The organism is Cryobacterium sp. Y50, from assembly GCF_002929805.1.
GTDB lineage: Bacteria > Actinomycetota > Actinomycetes > Actinomycetales > Microbacteriaceae > Cryobacterium.
In genome coordinates this window covers 141,406-157,370 of sequence record NZ_PJJM01000101.1, presented here as the reverse complement: position 1 = coordinate 157,370, position 15,965 = coordinate 141,406, and the positions used below count along the sequence as shown (strand labels likewise).

The 15,965-nt window shown below is 61.5% G+C and carries 12 protein-coding genes and 1 pseudogene; 5 read left to right on the top strand and 8 right to left on the bottom strand.

Annotated elements, in window-relative coordinates; genetic code table 11:
• The first annotated feature begins 417 nt into the window (after positions 1 to 417).
• From CXY73_RS22090 to CXY73_RS17110, 4 genes are all read left to right on the top strand, one after another.
• On the top strand, positions 418 to 612 hold the full coding sequence (locus tag CXY73_RS22090; protein WP_158254156.1) for a hypothetical protein: 195 nt from the start codon (positions 418 to 420) through the stop codon (positions 610 to 612).
• 27 nt (positions 613 to 639) lie between these two features.
• Positions 640 to 828, top strand: coding sequence for a hypothetical protein (locus CXY73_RS17120; protein WP_104178401.1), 189 nt, complete (start codon positions 640 to 642; stop codon positions 826 to 828).
• A 29-nt stretch (positions 829 to 857) separates the two neighbouring features.
• Positions 858 to 1,232 (top strand): hypothetical protein, encoded by a 375-nt coding sequence (locus CXY73_RS17115; protein ID WP_104178400.1) that lies wholly within the window; start codon positions 858 to 860, stop codon positions 1,230 to 1,232.
• 633 nt (positions 1,233 to 1,865) lie between these two features.
• On the top strand, positions 1,866 to 2,381 hold the full coding sequence (locus tag CXY73_RS17110) for an IclR family transcriptional regulator C-terminal domain-containing protein (RefSeq protein ID WP_233198421.1): 516 nt from the start codon (positions 1,866 to 1,868) through the stop codon (positions 2,379 to 2,381).
• Between the two features lie 132 nt (positions 2,382 to 2,513).
• On the opposite strand, the gene mobF is transcribed toward CXY73_RS17110, so the two are convergent.
• From mobF to CXY73_RS17095, 3 genes are all read right to left on the bottom strand, one after another.
• Complete coding sequence (gene mobF / locus CXY73_RS17105) at positions 2,514 to 6,053, bottom strand: MobF family relaxase (protein ID WP_233198420.1); 3,540 nt, start codon at positions 6,051 to 6,053, stop codon at positions 2,514 to 2,516.
• Between the two features lie 652 nt (positions 6,054 to 6,705).
• Entirely contained in the window at positions 6,706 to 8,358 is a 1,653-nt protein-coding gene (locus CXY73_RS17100) for a hypothetical protein (RefSeq protein WP_146071804.1), read from the bottom strand.
• A 233-nt stretch (positions 8,359 to 8,591) separates the two neighbouring features.
• Complete coding sequence (locus tag CXY73_RS17095) at positions 8,592 to 9,131, bottom strand: hypothetical protein (RefSeq protein ID WP_104178398.1); 540 nt, start codon at positions 9,129 to 9,131, stop codon at positions 8,592 to 8,594.
• Positions 9,132 to 9,169: 38 nt separating this feature from the next.
• Between CXY73_RS17095 and CXY73_RS22085 the strand changes: the two genes are divergently transcribed.
• A complete protein-coding gene (locus CXY73_RS22085; protein WP_158254155.1) occupies positions 9,170 to 9,325 on the top strand; it encodes a hypothetical protein in 156 nt (51 codons plus the stop codon).
• A 163-nt stretch (positions 9,326 to 9,488) separates the two neighbouring features.
• Here CXY73_RS22085 and CXY73_RS17090 read toward each other — a convergent pair whose 3' ends face one another.
• The 5 genes and pseudogenes from CXY73_RS17090 to istA all read right to left on the bottom strand — a co-directional run bounded on the left by CXY73_RS17090 (position 9,489) and on the right by istA (position 15,572).
• The gene (locus tag CXY73_RS17090) at positions 9,489 to 11,519 is read right to left on the bottom strand and encodes a DUF3732 domain-containing protein (protein WP_146071803.1); all 2,031 of its coding nucleotides are present in this window, start codon (positions 11,517 to 11,519) and stop codon (positions 9,489 to 9,491) included.
• Positions 11,459 to 11,950, bottom strand: a complete 492-nt coding sequence (locus tag CXY73_RS17085) for a three component ABC system middle component (RefSeq protein WP_104178396.1) — start codon at positions 11,948 to 11,950, stop codon at positions 11,459 to 11,461. Before CXY73_RS17085 ends, CXY73_RS17090 begins: the two co-directional genes overlap by 61 nt.
• Positions 11,947 to 13,221 carry an ABC-three component system protein gene (locus CXY73_RS17080; protein ID WP_146071802.1) on the bottom strand — a complete coding sequence of 425 codons (1,275 nt, stop codon included), beginning with the start codon at positions 13,219 to 13,221 and terminating at the stop codon, positions 11,947 to 11,949. The genes CXY73_RS17085 and CXY73_RS17080 overlap by 4 nt, the downstream gene beginning before the upstream one ends.
• A gap of 336 nt (positions 13,222 to 13,557) precedes the next feature.
• Complete coding sequence (gene istB / locus CXY73_RS17075; protein WP_104178394.1) at positions 13,558 to 14,340, bottom strand: IS21-like element helper ATPase IstB; 783 nt, start codon at positions 14,338 to 14,340, stop codon at positions 13,558 to 13,560.
• Positions 14,340 to 15,572, bottom strand: a pseudogene (istA, locus tag CXY73_RS17070) (IS21 family transposase). Before istA ends, istB begins: the two are co-directional and overlap by 1 nt.
• Between the last annotated feature and the right edge of the window lie 393 nt (positions 15,573 to 15,965).

Here is a 15,965-nt window from a genome sequence, read left to right as displayed (position 1 = left end):
ACAGACCACGCGGAATCGCACGAATACTGGCCAAGGTGCCAATCCGAGAATCGATGACTCAGCCGAAGGCCGGTTTGGCCAACAGCATCGTCTTGGTCCGGCGGACCTCCACGACTGTGGCTCGACGTTCCCACAACGAAAATGCCGCCGGGTTTCAGTAGTGCGCTCACCTGGACGAAAGCCTCACACAGTGCGTCGCCCGATAAAAACGCCGGAACATTTCCCGCTATCAGGATTACGTCGTAGGTGTCTGGAATTCCCAGCCCCGCCAGTCGTTCCGGCGACAGGCCCTCCACGCCGAGTTCTCGGAGCCAGTCTGAGTCGAAGTTATCGAGCGCCACACCCAACACCTCGGGCGTGGCGCTCGATCCCAAAGGCGGCGTGGCCCCGAGCACGCAGCCCGTTTACGGCCGATCCATGCCCACAGCCAATGTCGAGGATCGTCGAAGCGCGGCCAGCGAGCATGTCTACGAACCGGGCGTCGACCTCCAGATCCGTCCCATCGATGATGTGCTGTCGCATCTTGGCGGCGTACGTCGCGAACTGAAGGTTGGAGTTCACCCTTCGAGCATTCCATACTCGCGGCACGCACTTGCCAGCCACGGCGAGTGACAATCATCTAGCGGAGCGGCCACACTCTTGGTCAGCGACACGCTTCGCGCCCTCGGGCCGACGGAACGAGGCGCTAGGCTCGACTGGAGCCTGACCATCCCACCCATCTCTGCAGTACCCGCGCTCGTCGCATCCGGCGACGGCAACGGCGTCCTTCTCTTCGATGGCCCCGCCGGCAAGCTCACGGCCACTCACGACGGCGCGAGGAACTTCTGATCAGTGAGGAGACCGGCGAGGCGTTAAACATGGGGCTGCTCGTCAACGAGATCGGCGCCTACTCGGGAACTGTGCCGCTGAGCTCGGGCCCGTCCGCCATCGTCGTCACCGCCGACGGCAACTGGACGCTGCTCGCCGAAGACGTACGGGAGGGGGTGGCGCGGGCCGGACAAGGAAAGTTTGGCCCCTGCCACCGCGCAATAAAGAAATCAACAGGGCTAGTCGTCAGAGTCCCAATGTTCGGAGCCGACGGCATTGTCAGCAAACGACCGCAGATTTTGATCCACTTCCATTTGGTGGTCCACATCGAGCTGGTTATACAGGTCCGAGAATTCGTCGTCATCGAGAGATTCGACGCCGACCGCCAACTCGCCAATAATTTGGTCTTGTTCAGCCTTACTTAATTCGCTCACAGTACCCTCCACAGGATCACGACTCATCGAAGGCTAGCGCCGTACACGCGCAAATGGGGAAGTTGAACGTCACGTGATTTGATCCCGTTGCGATCGAAAGCCCGGCCCATCTTAGAACGTTGCCTGAGCTGTTGCATCGTGGTCAGCACTGGCACCCCCGCCAACTACTCTTGCAAGCATGGTGACAAGATTTGATACAGGCGACCCGGACGAGTTCTACGCTGTCTGCGACGAGTGCGACGGTGAGGGAAGCCGGTGGATCACCTTTGACCCGGCGGATCCCCCGGAGTGGGGCGAGTGCCCCGATTGCGATGGGGTCGGGAATATCTCTGCTGACGCAGACGATTTCGATTAAAAATTTCGGCGAGTGCCGGTGATTGAAGTTCGGCCCATCGTCGTAAGCGACTTCGTGAACAGCTATGCGAGAAGCGTTACGCAATGCGAGGCGAAAGAACGGTAGCGGAGCAGCCAGAGAGCCCTTACGGTACGAAGGCTGACCGAGTCAGCCCAATCGCAAACGGGTGCTCCGACTTTTGCAGTGCACATGCAATGTGTACGTGATTGACCCATCGGAATCTTACGGGGTTAGGGCATGAGCCAACTCATAAAATCGTGGAGGACGCTGTGGAAAGTACCACACACCGCATAAACGTGGCGGTCTTCATTGACTTGGAGAACATGTTCGGCGGCTACAACAACGGCGTCTCTGGAGTGCCGCTATCGCGCAGGACGTGTGCTCGTGAGCGATTGGCCGAGGACGATCTCCGGCGCTGGTATGAAGCCCACGGACATGATGAACCGGTGCTGGGTCCAGTCACGCCACTGCTTATGTACAGCGACACAGCCGAAGCAACCTCACGGGAATCACAGGGCGTACCCCTCGTCACCGATTTTGAGAGTCTGAAGCGCGAAGTGGCGTGCATCCGTCAGCGTAGGTACGCCACCGTCGACGAGGAATTTGAGAAGGGCGTCGTGGGGGTCTCCGCACCGGTCTTCGATTTTCAACGCAACATCATTGCCGCTATCAACGTCAGCGCACCGAAGACCAGGCTGGGAACGCACCTCAATGAGGCCGGGGTACTGGCTGCCCGTGTCGCGGCGGAGCTATCGGTGCAGCTCGGGGCGCCCGCCAAGATCTGATCGGAAGAACGACGACGGTGAGACCGCGAGCACCTCGTACGTCGTTGCCAAGCCAGAGTTGGTGCGCTCGGCGCGACGAGAGTTGAGTGCATCATCACGTGGTTCAGAATCTGTCGGTCACCGTCTCGTGAGCTACCGTGCAAGGCGCGGAACGACAGCTGATCGGGGTGCAACGTAAGCCTGATTTTCCGCCAGCCGCTGCGCCGCGACGAGGGTAGCATGGGCACGAGCCGCATCGAGCTTCTGCGCTGTCGACTCTGGTGTGGCGCCGAGTGGCCGAGCACCGGTAATGCCGTAGCGGTCTCGGTAGGCCGCGACGGTGCATCCATTCTGGCGCCACGCAGCAGCAGCCGACCCGCGCGGCACAGCACCGAGCGCGCGAGTCCAGGGCTCCCCCGCCAGCAGCGCTTGGTCGAGCACGGCGGCCGCTCGCAACTCGATCAAGTCGGCGCGCTCGGCCAACGCCTGGTGCATTGCAGCATCCATCGGCCCGATCGCTCGAGGGATCAGCCCGGCAACGAGCCGCGGCGAACGCCGAGTGCGACCCGCTCCGTTATCCCGCGACACCACCACCGCCACCCGCGCTCGCAGTACCGCAGCGATGTCCTGCGCGTCCTCGAACCCGCGAGCCGCAACCACGCGCGGCAGCAGGCTCGCCACGTCTACATAGTGGGCCTCGGCCCGCCGCAGCTCCGCCGTCAATGGGCCGAAGGCCTCCGAATTGATCACATCCAAGGCCTGGCCAGGCGAAAGACCGCTCGCTCGCACAAGCGCAGCCCACCGGTCGTGCTGCGCTGCCGCCGCCAGGGTCTCGTACTCCGCCGCGAGTTGCGCCACCGATCCCCACGCATCCTGCTCGGCCGCCAGAGTCTCGTGCGCCGACCGCTCGGCGCCAACGTGCTGCAAGATGCCGTGGAGGATGCTGCGTGCCGTCACGTCCCCAACGTCACCAGGCCGCGGCCCGACGTGAGCAACGTCGGGCCGGTCGACGGCGACGTAGGCGGTGTTCGCCTCGCGGCCCCGCGTCATCGCGACGTACAGGTTCTCGCGCGGCATGCTCGGCGCGACGACGACGTGCGCGGTGTCGGTTGTGATTCCCTGAGCCCGGTGCGCCGTGACCGCGTAGCCCAGCTCGACGTGCTGAGCGACGTACAACGCGGGCAGCAGTACCGTGCTCCCCCACCGCCGACCCTGCCGCCGCACCTCGACCGAACCATTCCGATGCACGCCGATCACATTCCACCGGTCGCCATTCCGCACCCAACTCCGCGACGCATACAGCCGCCGATCGTTCCGCCGCGTGATGACCGTGTCACCAACGGCGGCGCGGGTTCCGTCGTGCAGGGCGACTTCGTGCAGCGCGTCGACCCGACCCTCCAGAATCAGCTCGGTGCGAGCGCGCACGTTCAGCGCCGCGACGGCCTCGTTCGAGTCGCTGATCAGCACGGTCAACTTGCCCGAGCGGATGTCCGCGCGCCACGCCTCGTAGGCAGCATCCGCCATCGCCTCGGTGCTGCCGTCGCGCAGGCGGTTGTGCGCGCCATACAGGTCGATCGACTCGGGCTTGCCTTGGCGTAGTCCGAGGGAGGCGGTCTTTTCCCACTCGTTGGCGAAGCGGTGCACGTCGATGAGCTCGGGCGCATCCGCTCGATCGTGCACGAGCAACGAGAACGCCCCACCCGCATCGACCGACTGCAGCTGCGCGTAGTCGCCGACCAGCAGCACCTTCGCGCCGGCCGAAGCAGCCAGTGCGGTGACCCGGTCCAGCGGCATCGTTCCCGCCAAGGAGGCCTCGTCGATGATCACGAGCTGACCCGCCTGAAACGACGAACCCTGGTCGACATGGGCCTGCCACCATTTCGCCAGGTTCTCCGTCGCTATGCCGAGATCCGTCGCCAGCACCGTCGCGGCGGCGGCCGAGGGAGCCAGCCCAAGCACGGAGCCCGCTCCGTGCGCGGATTCCCACGAACGCCGTAGGGCATTCATCGCAGTCGTTTTCCCGGCGCCGGCCGGACCAACGAGAACATCGATGACGCGGCCCGAGCCAGCGACAGACGAAAGCGCGGCCAGCTGGTCATCCGCGAGCCGCCCACCACCCGGCAACCGAGTACCAGCCACCGAACCGAGCGTTACCCGTGGTGCGGTCAAAAGCGCGGCCCGCTCGAGCAACCGAGCTTCTGCGTCGAGCAGCTCGGTCGACGTGAACACGACGGAGTACTTCGGCCGAAACACCGACGTCCTGTCATCGCGTTGAAACTCCAGAGGGCTGACGGCGAGCTCTGGCGGCGTGAGGCGCAGGGACGCGCGCTGGGCAGCATCCACTACGAGGCCGACGACGGCTTCCCGATCGGATGCCGACGCGAACCGGTACGGCATCGTTTGGCGCGCGGCCTCGGCGGTGAGATTCCAGTGCCGCCAGGTGGCGCGCTTCTCGCTGACGGCCGTCATCACGCTCACACCGAGTGCGTCCAGGGCCTCGCGCGGCAGGTCCTCCGCACGAAGCAGCACTGGTGATGACTCGGTGACCGTCAACACGTCGTGCCCGAGCACGCGTGCAGCGCGTTCCCGCCACGCCGCCGTGAGGTCCGCCAGCGAGTGCACCTGCTTCGCCGGCCGCGTGGCGAGCGTCGCCTGCGCCCGCAGCTTCATGATCGTCACCGGCTTCGGACGCCGCCCGTGACTGATCACATACTCCTCGATCAACCGGTCCGTCTCGACATCGATGTGCCGCGCTCGCGTCGAGAATTCCGCCACGAGTGTCTCTGGCACGCCGCTCAGAGCCCACGCGGCGTGGCGATCTCCCCCCCGTTCCCGCTGCTGCCACTGCACACCGAGCGATCGCGTGAGCTCGTCGGCAAATAGCGATTCGTGCAGTTCGGAGAGCGCCACCACTGCCTCGTGCATCGGCCGGCCGTCGAGGGAGCGCCACTTGCCGTCGAGCACGGTCTGCACCTTGTTACTGATCACGACATGCGTGTGCAGGTGCGGATCGCCGGCCCGACTGTCGAAATGATCGAAGGCCGTCGCAATCAGCCCGGTCACATCAGCCTGCGCCACCGCACCGCCCTGCGCCGTCGTGCCGGTGCGCGTCGCCGCGACCTCCCGCTCCATGTACGCAATCACCTCGGCCACCACCGCATGGTGCGCCTGCACGATGCGCTCCTGCGTGGCCGCATCGCCCACACCCCAGAGGATGCTCGCCGACTTCGGAATCGAAAACGTAAAGTCGTACCCGGCGACAGCGCGACGCCGCCTTCCAGCCAGCTCTTCCTCAGCGGATGGCACGGCAGCGGATGATCCCTGGCTTGGTCCCGAATCGGGACCGTTCTCACTCCGGCCGAGGGCGGCTCGCTCTGCGGCGGTCCGATACACCGGGTACGCCCGCCCGAGAGCCTCGCCTGTTACCGGGTCGCGGCCCAATCCGATTAGAAGCTGCAGCTGCTCCTCCGTGACAACGTCACCCTCGATGACGAGACCGCCGCCGAGACCCGGAAGTCCACTGCCCATCCACCGGCCCGGCGGCGTGCCCTGCGCGGTGTAGTAGCGGGTCAGCGGCGTCGATAGCGAGCGATTTCCGTCGCCGGCAGCCACGGTGCGCAGCAGATATTTGTACCCGTCGCCGGCGCTCATAACCCGCATCGACACCGTCACCGCGCCCACCTCCGCTTTCATGACGAAGGTGCGCCTAGACCCACAAAGCGTTCCATGGACGCCTCTACGGCACAGGATCCGCTCTGAGCGGGGCGATGACTATCAATGCAAGGAGGAATCAATTCATCATGGCCAACGGTCCGTTGCGCCCGACTACTGGCCGAGGCGCGCGCCTCAGATCGTAAGAATGAGCGACGTTTGCCAGAGCGGTTTGGCGCGGGTCGGGTGGCGTGACGCCGGCCGGATCGAGAGTTTTAGCCGTGAGTGCGGCGAGGCGGCACGTTCGTGAGCGCGCAAATACGCGATGTGGCTGATACGTCCGAAGCTCCAGCCGCGCAATCAGCAAGGCATCAACAGCAGCGAGCGTGATCCCGTCCAGCGAGACTTGACAGGGCAGACCCACGACTACCATCGTTCCCCACTCCTGACTGATGTCTATCAGAGGCCGGATTACCGCGAATCATAGAATCCAGGCTCGGGATACGAGACGTATTTGCGGAGCACAAATGGCGAAATCCTACCCTGACCAAATTGAACTCCGGAATATCACAACGACGTCGAGTAGGATCTCCGGCCAAAATCCCGTACACGTTGGAGTTACGAGACACCTCAAAGCACCGGCTCCGTTCGGCCGTGCCATCGCCGACGCCATGACATCTCGAGGACCTTCGCTCTAGCGCGCAGCGTCATCAGCCGGTTCATCAACTGCGACAATCAGGTTCTGAGACTCAATTAGTCCAAAGGTCTCACGGAGCAAAGCCGTTGCTTCCCCAGTTGATCCGATCCAGTTTCCACGAACGAGTCTTGCGAATGTGTCCGGTTTAATGGATCGGCGCTCGGCGATGTAGTGCACAATCCCTCGGCTCGGCCCAACGTCCGGCTTTCCCAGCATTATCCGGACGAATGCACTCGGCAGATAATGACCAGGCACCAATTCCCCCGCACGGTCGCGACGCGCAAGTCTGGGAGCAACAAACTTAACAAATGTGAATCCCGAGCTAATTCGATAATCGTCTAGATCAGTTGCGCTGCCGCTGCCTTCCACCTCAAGAGCCAACATTCTGTCAACCTGGCTGACGAGCCGTCCGTCAGGACGATAAACCAGACGGTTGTTTGCGAGCTGCTCCATGAGCTTGTACTGCACAAGTACGAATGTGTCCGGGTCACGCTTGATGTAGACCAAGTCCGCCCCTGTTGTGGTTTCCTGCGGAGACACGTTGATGTTCTTGATGAACAACCGACGATCCGAATCGCGGAATTCCCACCATCCACGGGACGAACTAGTCGCCCGTTGCCAACCGGGAAACACGGCCGCATCATCGGTAATTACATCGTCTTCAAGCTCGGGGACCACGCTGTCGAGGCGAGTGATGAACGCCGAGGGCTCGGAGTACGGCACCGGTGCAAGGTTTTGCCAGGCTGCGCTGAAGAAACGGAGGGCTGTACCAGCAGCTTCCTGCGGAAGTTCCGTCTCCCGCGGTTGCCGCGAGAGGTGAGCACGGACGACTTCGTCGTTTAGTTGCTTTCGAATGGTGGCGGTGATCTGACGCGCCTCTTCAAACTCCTCAAACAGCGCGTCCTGGAAGCGTTGGGAGGACTTCGGTGGTAGCGGGCGGGTGATGCCGCCGAGAGCCTGCTGCAGGATCGAGCGGTCTCTATCCGGCATGCGATTGAGAACTGACTCAAGTTTGATCGGCTGGGCAAGAGTTCGGCGAACGCAAAACTCGACGTTGCGTGTACCTCGTTCCGCCCCCCGGCGACGGCCCTTTGCGCTTCCGAAACCGAGGATATTCTTAGAATCACGCGACAGTAGCACGACAATTTCTTGAGAGGATTCTTTCCAATGGCGGGCGGCACTCAGTCTGGTAAATCTTCGCAGCGCCGGCTTCGTTTCCGTGGCGACGGCTGAACCTTCGAACTCGTCGTCGCCGTCAATCATCGCTTCTTCAGCTTCAAGCTCGGAGTCGAGTTCTCGATCCCGGTTCGATCCTGGATAGGGCCGGAAGCCGGGCTCTGGGATCTCACCAGAGAACGCCAGAAGGTATTCTTCTGCGCTCAGCGCAATAATTGCGACCATTTCTTCCTCTGCTGGCTCGACGAATTGCGGGGACCTAAGGCGAAGCTTAGGACGATGAAACACCTCACCGACGTCGGGATCGACTGGACGCAACGTATTCACACTCGAAAAGGGGGCGCGCCATGATATTTCTGCCAGCGAGTGCACTTGCTTGGCCGGCCGGGTGGAGAGCGTGGCCTGCGCGCGCAGTTTTATGATGGTCACCGGGTTCGGACGACGCCCGTGGCTCGCCACGTACGCCTCGATCAACGGGTCTGTTGTGGTCAGGTCGACACACCGGGGTGGGTTCGGCGGGCAGTTCGACACCTCGGACGGTGAATTTGGGTCAAGTGAGGTTGGTCGACGGCCTGGCGTCAGATCAGCGGCTCCCCCTCCGGGTCGAACCGCGGCGAGTCGATGGAGTCCTCGGCCGTCTCAAGCGGCAGGCGAAATGGCACGCGCCAAAGTCGACTTCGGCGGGCTCATGCGCGCCGTTCAGGGATTCAGGAACTACGGCGCGGGCTGACCTCGGACTTCGTGCGGTCGAGGTGGACCAACACCTTGGCCTTCCTAATTCTGCGACCGCCTGGCACTCGCCAATACACGGTGCCGACGAGGCCCTCCCAGATGTACTCGTCGCCATGGCGGTGGCTTCCGGACGGCCAATTCGACTCCAGCGCGAGCTCGAAGTTGGAATTGGGCAAGAGCTGACCCGTCACCGACGCCTTGAGAATCCCGCCGCTGACCATGCCAAGAGGGTCCAGGAACTCAACGCGGGGGTTCACGGCAACGCCGTTGCCCTCGTTCTCCAGCCTCCACCCGGTGAAGACCGGGGCGAACGCCGTGGTCCCCACGACGAACATTCGCGCCCGGCCCTTATCGGGCCTCTGCGAGTGTGCTGAGCGGGCTGCCCACAATGCGATACCTGCTGCCACTATCGCGACCGATGGCGATGCCAAGCTGACCCAAAGCGGCACCCCCACGTATGGCTTGGCAGCCCCAACCAGCAGAGTGATGTACTCGGTTTCCCCAAAAATGAACATTCGGTGAGCCTACCGGCCTGAAAGAGCAGGACCCCACGTTGACAACTATCTCCCACGCCGGTTCCGGCTGGTTCGGCATGCAAACCCGTGAAGCCCTCGTATCGGCTGGGCAAAAGCTCTCCGGCGTCGAGAGCAGTGAGCACTCCGCGCAAGGCCGCAAGCGAAGCGTGAGTGGTGTCGAAACCGAGCCGTAGATTTGAAGATCGGCCCAGGACCGGTCCAAGGTACTCCTCAGATGACCGAGCAGGTGACTCGTTGAGGCACCGGAGACCACTCCCGTGCACGGCAATTCCCCGCGCGGGAACCTGACGAAGTGACCTCGTTGCTCCGGATTTCGGTCCGGAAAATTATCCACGCCTAGCTGAACGGCGCCTCTGGTTCGTCGGCGGAGACATGCCAGTCATCAGGGATGAGTTTCACACCGCCACGCCAGTTGTGGACCACTGACTCGCGAAACCATTCGTCTTCGTAGTCCGCGTGATCTATGACGATAAGCTGAAATACACCCGCGAACTCCTCGGAGAAGGACTTGAAAAGCCTGAACATGTTCCGGACTGCTTCGCGATCTTCGTCGAGAACTACGTCGCTTCCTTCGTTTAGGTTGTCAGACTGAAAATGCGCCTGGCTCGGCTGGTCCAACATGAGAAAGCGCGGGACTGGGCGGTTCTGCTTTATGAAGAAGTGGTGCAGCGCCAAATGAGCCGCCACGTGGTAGCCGACCCAGTTCTCTCCACTGCCAATGTTCTGCAGCGGAAGCGGACCCAGTTCCGTATCCACGACTATGGTCAGCTTTTCGACATCGAGGCGAATCGGCTTGTCCGACTCCTCCAGGTCGAGAGCACGGCTATATCGCGCGAGGTGCACAGCGAGCGCGTTCAATCGCGACGTGAGCTGTGACCTGACATCGCCGCTGTCGAGTTCGTGTTCAAGGGCATCTACCGATGCCTCAGCGGTGTCGCGTTCGGCTCGAAGCCGGGTGATGTGAGAGTCGTCGAGCCTTTCGGTCTTGCTGAGAATCGCGTCGATTCGTCCCCGGACGAACTCTTGCCGCCCCGCCAGTGAGCCAGCGTCGGCGACGACTGCAGCGGCGCCAGAAGACACCAGAGCCGCATTCGCGATATTGAGCTCTTCGCGAAGAGACGCAATACGGGAGTCGAGTTCCTGAATCGCTCGCTGGCGAAGCGGCCGGATAGCCTCAACGGTCACTAGCTCTTGGCGAAGACTCTCGAGACGCTCGCTAAGCTGGCCGACTGTCGGGTCGGGGTGCGGGAGATCCTGCATACACACAGGGCATGTCGAATAGGCTGCGTCATGATCGGGAAGGAGGTTCAGGCTTTGAAGCCTTCCGACTTGGACGGACAAAGAGTCGTCGTAGCCGCCCTCGCCGTCGCGCTGGTCGAGGAGTAGGTCGCGGTTCCCGACCTCGGTCGTAAGCTGCTGAGCCAGCTCGTACTGGGTTTTTTCGAAGCCGCGTCGTTCGTCCTGCGCACGGATGTCGGTGCGGGTGTCGAGAATTCCGACGGCTTGTCCGAATCGGATTGCGTTTAGGAGCACGAGGAGGTCGCTGTCATGGTCGATCGCGGCGGCACCGTCTCGAAGTCCTACCGACGCAGCTTCGGCAAGAAGCTGGCGCAGCTCGTTATCGCGGCTTCCCAGTTCAAACTTCGCTGTGGCCAGAGCGGCCTCCGCACGGCGCAATATCTGCTTGGCTGTCCTCAATCGGGCACGTTTGGCAGCTTGACCGCCGTCCACGGCTCCAAGGAAGAAAGGAAGCGTGTCACGTATGCCCATCGCGACGCCAGCATTATCCTGCCGATGGAAGAGCGCCGATTTGTTCCCGATCTCTTGCTGTTCCTGCAGGGTGAAATAGACGGCGCTGCCTAGTCCGACGGCGAACGCGCCGCGCGCCGACTCCCCAGGTTCGAGTTTTACATCTGCAAGACCGATCCGTGCTCCAACTTGGATACGGAGGGCGTCCGAGTCCACGTTGACTCGCAGGTACTCGAAATCAGGCGCTTCGAAGTTCAATCCTCCAGTTTCGATCATCGCGGCGGAAGTGCCGACTCCGCGATGCGTGGCGGGACGGGCGAGAAGTACTCGGCTACCATCCTCAAACTGCCAAATCGTCGCGTACCAAACTATAGAAGTGAACCAATCGGTACGCGGCACCGGAGCGCTGTCGCGGCCCAAGCAATAGTCGACGATTGTAAGCAGCGAGCTCTTGCCGTTGCGGGAGACACCCGTGACGATATTGAGTTCGCCGAGCCTGAACCGAACGTCGCGCCTTCGTCCGTCGCTGTTGTAGATGGTGATGCTGACCAGTTGCATTACGGGGTTACTCCAAAGAGTGTGTATACGGTGGTTGGGGAACCTGTCTTCGCCGCCCAAGCACCGAACACTCCGGCGGCCGTGAGTATGTCTTTCATCTCGCCTTCGGGCAGTACTTTGGCGGGAGTCCTGGAGAGCAATGCGCCGTCGTCGGTCAGAGCGACCATGCCGCTACTAAGTGCAAGCCGCAGGCCTTCTCGTACGTGGGGCGCAAACTTGGTGGCGCGAACGGGGAAGCCCACAAGTAGCTCCTGATGTTCGTTAATCCAAGTCGGCATGTGCGTCCGGGTCGTGGTCGGCAACGCCTGCCGAGTTGCTTGATGGAGGCAGATAGGGACTACGAGGAAGACGTACTCCAGCGGCATCGCGTGATCTGCCTTGGACGCGTAGCGTTTCGATGCCCAGCTGATCGACGCTGCAATCAAAGCGGGGTTCAGTATCGAGGCCGAGAGCACGGGGCGTTCGTCCCAAGATCTGAGAGAGCTGGTCATGCTGCTGGCCTGCTTTCTGGAAGTACTAACTCTTTCAATCGTTTCGCAAACTCGGGGTGCCATCCGAGCGCCCCTCGGTCAGCCATAATGTGGCGGGTACCGTTAGCCAGGAATGAGTCGGTGAAATTTTTGCGAATGAGCGTTTCGTTAGAATCTCGAAGCAATTGGAACAGCTCGCGGCCAGCACGCAATTGCTCCGCCGCTGTAACGGTCGTTCCCGTATCCGTTAGGCGATCGCACATGTCCTCGAAATGCACCTGCCATTCGCTGACTATCTCTCGCTCGTATGCCGACAAGTCCTCTTCCACCAAGTCGCCGTCTTTGAGCCATTTCGCCGTCTGGTTGTAGGCACGTTGGTAGTTGACTATCGAGAGCTTCAAGTTGTGGCTGTGGATGTTGATGAACCTGAGCTGCTCAACAAAGATTTTCGAATAGTGGCTTTCGATGTCTGTTTCGTCAACTTCGGCGAGGCTGAGGTCAATGGGAAGGATTCCCTTGGTGAACTCATCGCGCAAATCTTGAGTTCTTGCCACGAGCTGCGAGGCCTGCACGAAGACTACAGCGCCATCGCCGCGATGAAGGATCTTGATGCATACACTGTCCCACCATCCCCAGAGGCGTTCAAGAAATAGCGTCATGTGCTCCGGTCGCACCAGTACGGCAAATTCGGCGGCGACTAAGTCATCAACCTCGCCGATCGCTGCGGCGCCAGCAATAATTCGCACTCGTTTGAGAAGTGCAAGTCGGTCCGACGCATCAGCATCTAGCCACAGCGCTCGTGCTGCTTCGGTCGCTTCAGCTTCACTAGACCGAGCTGTCTCATCCAATATTTCGCAGGCCATCTCCGGGACTCGGCCGTCAATTTCCAGAAACGACGCTGCAGAGTTCGGCCCGACGCCGCCTGTGGTTACGAGATAGAGAAGGGGTCCAGAGGGATTTTTTAGGGCAGGAGTATCCAGCCATACTCGCAGTGTCTTCCAGAGATCGACGCTCGCGTTGGAGAGGTTTGCGGGCGTCGCATGCTGCTTCAGTTGGATCGCCTTTAGCGGCATGCCATCCTCATTTTCGATGGCAACATCATCGAAAATCTCCAGGCTCATCCGCACTGTCTGATCTCTTTTCGCATAACGCAGCAGCTCGAGAAGTGACCAACGAATTTGGTGAAGAAAACCGAGCGCCGACGCGGAAGCGTCGTAATCCGCCAAGGTGCCTCCGATCTTCTTCCTTGACGATCCGCCGGTCGCCTCTATGACAATCATGTCGTCGACCACTTCGGTTCCCGACCATCTGGTCGCCCCCAAATTAGGGGAGTCCAATGATGCTACCTCGGCGGCCGAGATTAGGGCCTCTACGAGAGATTTACTCAAACCTAGGTTCACCGCGTGGTCCGGCGTTGGCTGGAGCATTACACAGTGCCTCCGTAGGGTATGCCCGACTGCAGCCGACTGGGCATGGAAGGGAGCTGCCATCAAATATTTGCAGCCTTCACCGACGCCCATCACCCGCATCGATACCGTCACCGCGCGCCCCCGACCAGAGAACTGTCAGCGACGGTGGAAAATTGAGCCAAAAGCGACGGTGAAAACTGAGCCACTTGTTGTGTGTGTTTATTGTGCCGCGTTTTCTGCTCGGACTGAAGGTAAAGATTCAATCCCGGTGTTATGGAGTCGGTAGCTGGCGCCTTTGAGGGTGAGGACGTCGGCGTGGTGGACGATGCGGTCGATCATGGCTGCAGCGACGATCTGATCGCCGAACACGTCGCCCCAGCGGGCGAACGCCAGATTTGACGTCAAAATCAGCGATGCGTGTTCGTAGCGGGACGAAACGAGCTGGAAGAACAGATTCGCGGCATCTTGTTCAAACGGGATGTAGCCGACTTCGTCCACGATGATCAGCCCGTAACGCCGTAGTTTCGCGAGCTCTTGCGGGAGCCGTCCGAGTTGGTGCGCGGTTTGCAGCCGGGCGACCCATTCGACGGCGGTCGCGAACAGCACCCGGTGGCCGGCGTGGGCGGCTTTGAGGCCAAGGCCGATCGCAAGATGCGTTTTTCCGGTGCCGGGAGGACCCAACAACACCACATTTTGCGCTTCGGCGAGGAATGATCCTGTCGCGAGGTGAGCGATGGCGTCGCGGCGCAACGCGGGCTGATGGTCGAAGTTGAAGTCTTCCATGGATTTGCGGGCCGGGAACCCGGCTGCTCGGATTCGGATCTCTGCCCCGGACGCTTCCCTCGCGGACACTTCCCGGGAGAGCACCGCAGCGAGGTATTCCTCATGGGTCCAGGCGGACTGCCGGGCCTGCTCCGCCAGCCGGGCCGCGGCGTCACGAATGCGCGGCGCTTTGAGCGCTCGAGCGAGATACTCGATCTCGCTGCTGGTCGTATCGCCCATCACACGGCCTCCTCATCCAGGCCGAGGACGTCGAAGTCGACGCCGAACGCGGTGTCGTAATCGGCCAGATCCCGCAGCAAGTCCGTGTCCGCCGGCGCGGGCGGATGTTGAAACGCGCGGCGCAACCGACCGGCCTGAACCACATGGGCGGGATCGGTGATGGTCTGCGCGGTCGACCACACCCGCTCATGACAGGCGACAACACGCTCGTCCAACCGCACCGTCACCTGAGACAAATTTGCCGTGACGTCGACCAGCCGGCCGATCGCGGTCGGATCCACCGAGTAATCATTGCTGGCCACACGCACGTAGTAATCCCGCGGCAGCCGCACCCGTGCGGTAAAGCCCACCAACGGCGCCAACGGCGGCACCGGCAGCATCATTGCTCAGTCCTGACCGATGAACTCGATCGGTTTGCCGCCGAGGCGGCGAACGGTCCTGGCGTTGGCTTTGGGCAGCCAGTCGGCCAGCTGACGGTTGAAATCGTCGGGGCTGGCGAAGGTGCGCCCGGGCAAGAAGGAGGTCTCCAGATACTGGTTGGCCCGCTCGACGATTCCTTTGGATTCCGGATCGAACGGTTTGAGCTGCACGATCCTGGTCGCCAACATCCCGGTGAATGCGCTGACCCCGGCGGCGAAATGGTTGCCGCGACCGATGCCCGCCTCGTTGTCCCAGATCAGCCGTCGCGGCACCGCCATGAGCTGGGTTGAGATCAGCTGCCACATCCCGGCCAACAGATCCGGCGTCGTCCGCGAGGGCAGCATCACCGCAGTAATGAAACGGGAGAATCCGGACACCATCACCAGCACCGGCGGCGACCCCGTCTGGTTAGCTCCCAACGGGATCTTCACCGGCGGAAACCACAAGTCGCACTGGGTCTGATCTCCGGCCGCATAATTCAACCGGTCGGCCGGATCCGCTGGCGCATACTCCGGCCGCAACCGCGCGACGGTCTCCCGAAACCAAGTAATCGACCCCGTTCACGCCAATCGCTCGGCCAACACCGTCGCTGGCATCCGCGCATTCTGCGACAACAACTCCCGAATCCGGGGTTCCAAGTTCCGCATTCCAGAGGACCGATCCGAGCCCTCATATTTGGGAGGTTTCTCCGATTTGATCGCTTTCGCGATCGTGTTCCGCGCGATGCCCAACCGCTTAGCGATCTCGCGCTGCGACATGCCCGCATTCACATGAAGGCGACGAACCAAAGCCCACTCTTCCACCGTAATCACCCATCAATCGTGCTCGGGTGGCTCAGTTTTCACCGTCGATTCTGGCTCAGGTTTCAACCGTCGCCGACAAGAACGTAGTGGCCAACAACGGCATGACCTGTGACTTCTGCAGCGATAATGCCCGCTCCGCCTCGATCTGCAAGAGGCGTGGGACCAATCAGAACTTAAGCGAAGCGTGCAGAGTACAAGACATGCATCGACCTGAGGCGACCTACTTTGCCGTGGGGCTGAAGGTCTGACGCCTGTGTAACTGCATAGAAATCGTCGAGAGGTTTCATCCCGATCAGGTCTTATATGTCCAGCGCGAAAACTTGCACCATTTTTCCGCCGCAAAAGGCCAGGCAGCCTGAGCCTTGGCAGCGTCATACAAGGGCATTGGAATCGCTTTTTGTG

Coding starts and splice junctions, on each gene's coding strand:
- CXY73_RS22090 (WP_158254156.1), top strand. CDS start 418: ATGCCCACAGCCAATGTCGAGGATCGTCGAAGCGCGGCCAGCGAGCAT.
- CXY73_RS17115 (WP_104178400.1), top strand. CDS start 858: ATGGGGCTGCTCGTCAACGAGATCGGCGCCTACTCGGGAACTGTGCCG.
- mobF (WP_233198420.1), bottom strand. CDS start 6,053: ATGAAAGCGGAGGTGGGCGCGGTGACGGTGTCGATGCGGGTTATGAGC.
- CXY73_RS17095 (WP_104178398.1), bottom strand. CDS start 9,131: ATGTTCATTTTTGGGGAAACCGAGTACATCACTCTGCTGGTTGGGGCT.
- CXY73_RS17085 (WP_104178396.1), bottom strand. CDS start 11,950: ATGACCAGCTCTCTCAGATCTTGGGACGAACGCCCCGTGCTCTCGGCC.
- istB (WP_104178394.1), bottom strand. CDS start 14,340: ATGGGCGATACGACCAGCAGCGAGATCGAGTATCTCGCTCGAGCGCTC.